The sequence below is a fragment of the Pseudonocardia sp. SID8383 genome, assembly GCF_009864975.1.
GTDB classification, from domain to species: Bacteria; Actinomycetota; Actinomycetes; order Mycobacteriales; family Pseudonocardiaceae; genus Pseudonocardia; species Pseudonocardia alni.
This window is the reverse complement of sequence record NZ_WWFY01000544.1, coordinates 1-4,937: the sequence shown is the minus strand read 5'-3', so window position 1 is coordinate 4,937 and position 4,937 is coordinate 1. Positions and strand designations below refer to the sequence as shown.

Sequence of the window (4,937 nt, the reverse complement as noted above, 5' to 3'; positions counted from 1 at the left end):
CGGGCCGCACCGGTGCCCCGGGGGCCGCCGCGGCGGCGTCGCCGATGTGGCCCGCGGGCGACGCGGCGACCGCGAAGCGGATGCAGCAGCAGGCCGACGCCGGCGGCGACCCGTGGCTGCTCGACCCGGAGGAGGTCACGATCTCCTACGTCGGCAGTGAGCTCGGCTACCGGAACCCGACCGTCACCCGCCTCGGCAACGGCGTGTACGCCGCCACCGACGGCCGGTCGGCGCAGCGCTCGACGATCCGGCTCACCCAGCCGGTCCGCTCCGGCACCGGCGGGATCTGGGTGGTCGACCGCGTCGACCGCGGCTGACGGGACGGTCGGCCGCACCGCACCCTGCGTCACCGGGTCTCGTACCGGACGGCGTCTCTCGCCGGAACCCGGCCTCGCGTTACACCCTTTGCGCGCCTTGGGTACCGTGAGGTGAATGACAGTTGGCGCGAACGGGTGAAACCCGGCGCCGGGTGCAGCGTCCGGGCCCGTTCCGACGATGTTCCGTGTGAGGCCGTCGCGGTACCGCGGCGGTCGGGGGGTCCAGGAGAGGCGGAGCACGATGGCCAGCGAGTCGGTCCAGCAGGACGTCTTCACCGTGTTGCACGGGCAGGCGTCGCCGATCGTGAGCCGCTGGGCGTACCGCGCCTCGGACCCGTTCGCGATCTCGTTCTCGGTGCGCCGGTCGTCCGACCGCTGGATCGAGTGGCTCGTGGCCCGCGACCTGGTGATCGAGGGCCTGACCACGCCCACCGGCATCGGTGACATCCGGATGGCGCCGCGGCGCATCGACGGCTATGACGTCGTCGAGCTGGAGATCCGCTCCGACGGCGGGTCCGCCGTCCTGGAGGTCGACCGCGACCTGCTGGCCCAGTTCGTCGACTCGACGTTGGAGATCGTCGACCTCGGCGAGGAGCACGACCACCTCGACCTCGACGGCGCCATCGCCCGGCTGACCGGCAGCGCGGCGGGCCCCACCACCCCCTGAGCGCACGCTCCCACCCACGACGAGGGCCCCGGACCGCACGACGCGGTACCGGGGCCCTCGTGTGTGCCGGGTGACGCTCAGCTGTTCTGCTCGGCCCACTCGGGGTCGGTCGAGGCGTCCCACTCGGCGTCGGCCGCCGCCTCGTCGGCGTGGTCGGCGTCGCGGGCGAGCTGGTCGCTGACCTCCGGGTCCCCGACCGGTGACTCGTCGACCACCGGCACGATGCCTTCGTCGACATCGTGCACGGCGGCCTCCTCGGCACTGGCCGCGCCGCCGTCGACGCCCACGTCGGTCCCGGCGCCGTCGACAGCCGGGTCGCCCGTCGCGGAGTCGGCGGCGGCGGTCAGCCGGCCGGAGCGGCCCGGGTCTCCCTCGGGCAGCTCCTCGGGCAGTTCCCGGGCCAGTCGCGCCTCGTGCGACTCGCCCTCCTCCTGACCCGCCGCGGTGACCGCGTTGTCCTCGACGCCGTAGGGGCGGTCCGGCGGGACGTAGCCGGAGTCCAGCGGGTCGGTGTCCGACGGACCGGTCAGCGCCTCGTCGGTGTCCAGCTGCATCGCCGACGCCATGTCCGGCGCCTCCGGCTGGAACTCGTTCTCGTCACCTGAAGCGGATGCCATCGGTCGCGGGTCTCCTCGGTCTGGCCATGTGTCGGGCGGTGTTCGGTATCGACCGTGCGTACCCCGCGTCGCGCCGCGCCATGCGCCGGCGCCCGGACGCTACGGTCGCCGACACCGGACCCGCCGTGGCCGGTTCCCGCGCCGCACCCGTCGTACGAAGGAGCACTCCCCCGTGACCGCCGCCCCGTCCGCCCGTTCCGGTGACAGCACCCGCCGCGCCCTGCTCGCCGCAGCCGCGGACCTGTTCACCGAGCACGGCTACGACCGCACCTCGGTCCGCGCGATCGCCGACCGGGCCGGGGTGAACCAGGCGCTGCTCTTCCGCTACTTCGGCAGCAAGGACGCCCTGTTCGCCCGGGTCGCCGCCGAGCGTGCCCTCGCCGTGCTGCACGACGGCCCGCCGGAGGAGCTCCTGACCCGCCTGCTGCGGTCGATCCTCGACGGCGGCGACGGGCCCGAGCGCGACCTGTTCGGGCCGGTCGTGCGCTCGGCCGGGACGTCGGAGGCGGCCGCGGCCGTGCGGGTGGAGCTGGCCGGGGCGTTCACCGAGGCGTTCGCCGAGCAGGCCGCCGGCGCCGCCGACCGGGCCGACGCCGAACTGCGCGCGGAGCTGGTCCTGACCTGGCTGCTCGGGCTGAGCCTGGTCCAGCCGCTGCTGCCCGGGGGCGCGGTCGGGCGGGCCGACCCGGACACGGTGCTGGACCACGTCACGCGCGCCGCCCGCACCCTCCTGGAGGCGCCCGGACTCAGCCGGTGAGCCGGTCCACCTCGGTGCGGAACCGCTCGCGCTGGGCCGGGGTCTCCCGGGTCCGCGACAGGTAGTGCGCCGGGCGCGGGGTGCGGTCGTGCCAGAACCGGCCGGTCCCGACCGCCGACGACGGCGCGGCCGCGAGCCACACCGCGGTGTCCGCGCCCTGGGCCGGGGTGCGCAGCACGGGGCCGACGACCTTGTCGAACAGCGGCAGCGACCCGGTGACGCCCGGGGTGCGGGCCCACCCGGGGTGAAGTGCGTGCACGGTGACGTGCCGGGGGGCCAGCTCGTCGGCGAGCAGCCCGGTCAGGACGACCTGCATCCGCTTGGTGCGGGCGTAGGCCGCGGTGCCGCCGTAGTCACCGGTGCGGAACTGCAGGTCGTCGTCGCGCAGGGGCTGGGCGTACATGCCGCCCGAGGACATGATGATCACCCGGGAGTCGGCTCCGGACCGCTCGGCGCCGGCCGCGAGGGTGTCGGTGAGCAGCCGGGTCAGCAGCAGCGGTCCGAGGACATGCACGGCCAGGGTCAGCTCGTTTCCCTCGGAGGTCTCGCTGCGCTCGGGCGGGAGCAGCCCGGCGTTGTGCACCAGCACGTCCAGCGCGTCGACCTCGGTGGCGAACCGGGTCGCGAACGCACGCACGTCCGCGAGCTCGCCCAGGTCGCAGACCTGCACCGGGAGCCGGTCGCGGGACAGACCAGGTACCGCGGCCAGGATCCGGTCCTGCGCGGCGGCACCCTTGTCCCGGGAGCGGACGAGCAGGTGCACCGTCGCACCGAGCCGCACGAGCCCGGTCGCGATCGCCTCCCCCAGCCCGCCGCCCGCGCCGGTGACGAGCGCGGTGCGCCCGGTCAGGGCGCCGCGCGGCGGGTCGGCGCGGTCACCGCTCCAGCCCGGACGCCGCAGCAGGTACCCGATCCGTGAGTAGCCGGGGACCAGGGTGCGGTCGAGGACGGTATCCAGAGCGCTGCCGAGCACGGACCGATCCGACCACAGCGCCGCGCCGCCCGCGCGTCGATCAGCCCTGCAGACCCGGACCGGAGACGTAGGGGGTGCCGGGGACGTTCGCCGTCGGGAGCTTCGGGACGGCGTCGGTGACCGGGTCGGCGGTGGAGATCCGCTCCATCGCACCGCAGCTGGACAGCGAGTACGACAGCGGGTTCACCGGCGGGGCGGTCGCCTTGTCGAAGCCGTGCTCGACCTTGCGGATCGACATGGTGCCGCCGGTGAGCTTGTACATGTTCCCCGACGGGTTGGGCGCCTCCAGGGTGCCGTTGCCGTTCTCGTCGACCTCCCACTCGCCGACGGTCTGGCCGCCGGGCAGCGGGTTGGTGCCGTCGAGGATGCAGGGGTTGTTGTTGGTGGCGCTGGAGGTCGCGCCGTAGAAGAACGACACGTAGCGGGCGTCCGGGTCCATGCCGGTCGCGGTGCCGGAGACGGTGTCGGAGTCGACGGTGGCGGTCCCGGCCACGCCGTCGGTGTTCTTCGACGCCAGGTCGACCTGCGTGGGCCCGGTGCTCGGTCCGCCGACGACCCCGGCCACGTCCGGCAGGCCGCCGAGACCCGAGTAGTCGGGCAGGCCCGCCGTGCGCGCGACGCCGGACAGGTCCGGCAGTGGGCCGTCCCTGCCGGTCAGCGGGGTGGTGTCGGGCAGGCCCGCGATCTCGTTGAGGCCTTCCAGCGGTCCGCCCGCGGTGAGGCCGGGGACGTCAGGGAGCTCGTCGGTGCTGCCGTCGGTGACGCCGGGGACCGACGGCAGGTCCGGCACGACGTCGCCGAGGCCGGTGAGGGTGTCGGTCGGGCCGGCCAGCGGGCTGTTGCCGGTGTCGGTGCCGACGACGGTGCCCGCGGCGCCCATTGCGGTGTCGACCAGCGAGCCGGCCTGCCCGGCGCCGGGCACCGAGGTACCGGCGTCGGACAGGGTCTGCGCCGGGTCGGGCAGCGACGTCAGGGGCTTCGTGGGGGTGTTCAGGTCGACGCCCTTGCCGAGGCCGCCCGTGAGGTCGCCGAGGCCGGGGACCGCGTCGAGCGGGCCGGTGGAGGGGCTGCCGGAGTCCTTCGTGCCCGCGGCCGGGGCTGCGGAGTCCGAGCCGCCCGAGTCCTCGCCGGCCGAGTCCTCGCCCGCGGAGTCCTTGCCGGCCGAGTCCTTGCCGGCCGAGTCCTTGCCGGCCGAGTCCTTGCCGGCCGAGTCCTTGCCGGCCGAGTCCTTGCCGGCCGAGTCGTCGCCACCGGACTCCTTGCCGGACGTCTCGCTCGTCGTCCCCGACCCCTGGTCCGACGAGTCCCCGCCCGAGGAGCCCGACCCCGGGCCGCCCGCACCCAGCACCGAGCCGACGACGTCCGCCCCGGTCACGAGGTCACCCAGCCCGCCGGAGGACCCCGACGAGGACTCGGATCCCGAGGAGCCGCCGGAACAGGAGCCGCCCACCGGGGTGGACCCGTCCGGGCAGTCCGCCGAGGTGCCGGAGGAACCGTCGTCGGACCCGGTGCCGGCGAACGCCGTCCCGGTCGTCGCGCCGGTGGTCAGCAGCAGCGCGGCGAGCGTCGCGGGGGCGGCGATCCGGCGCGCGGTGCCCGCGGAGGG

At 75.3% G+C, this 4,937-nt stretch carries 5 protein-coding genes and 1 pseudogene; 3 read left to right on the top strand and 3 right to left on the bottom strand.

The genetic code is table 11. The features are described from left to right. Both GTW08_RS13300 and GTW08_RS13295 read left to right on the top strand, forming a co-directional pair. Positions 1-317: hypothetical protein (locus GTW08_RS13300; RefSeq protein ID WP_202417119.1), on the top strand; the 317-nt coding region annotated here is incomplete at its 5' end. 241 nt (positions 318-558) lie between these two features. Beyond that, on the top strand, positions 559-984 hold the full coding sequence (locus tag GTW08_RS13295) for an SsgA family sporulation/cell division regulator (protein ID WP_062396127.1): 426 nt from the start codon (positions 559-561) through the stop codon (positions 982-984). A 77-nt stretch (positions 985-1,061) separates the two neighbouring features. Here the strand turns inward: GTW08_RS13295 and GTW08_RS13290 are convergent, their stop codons facing one another. Next, the gene (locus GTW08_RS13290) at positions 1,062-1,601 is read right to left on the bottom strand and encodes a DUF5709 domain-containing protein (protein ID WP_174565843.1); all 540 of its coding nucleotides are present in this window, start codon (positions 1,599-1,601) and stop codon (positions 1,062-1,064) included. 172 nt (positions 1,602-1,773) lie between these two features. On the opposite strand from GTW08_RS13290, the gene GTW08_RS13285 reads away from it, so the two are divergent. After that, positions 1,774-2,358 carry a TetR/AcrR family transcriptional regulator gene (locus GTW08_RS13285; protein ID WP_073574308.1) on the top strand — a complete coding sequence of 195 codons (585 nt, stop codon included), beginning with the start codon at positions 1,774-1,776 and terminating at the stop codon, positions 2,356-2,358. On the opposite strand, the gene GTW08_RS13280 is transcribed toward GTW08_RS13285, so the two are convergent. Further along, entirely contained in the window at positions 2,348-3,331 is a 984-nt protein-coding gene (locus GTW08_RS13280) for an SDR family NAD(P)-dependent oxidoreductase (protein WP_208622943.1), read from the bottom strand. The two genes, GTW08_RS13285 and GTW08_RS13280, sit on opposite strands and share 11 nt — an antisense overlap. Before the next feature lie 40 nt (positions 3,332-3,371). Continuing rightward, a pseudogene (locus GTW08_RS13275) lies at positions 3,372-4,937 on the bottom strand (hypothetical protein); the annotation flags it as partial.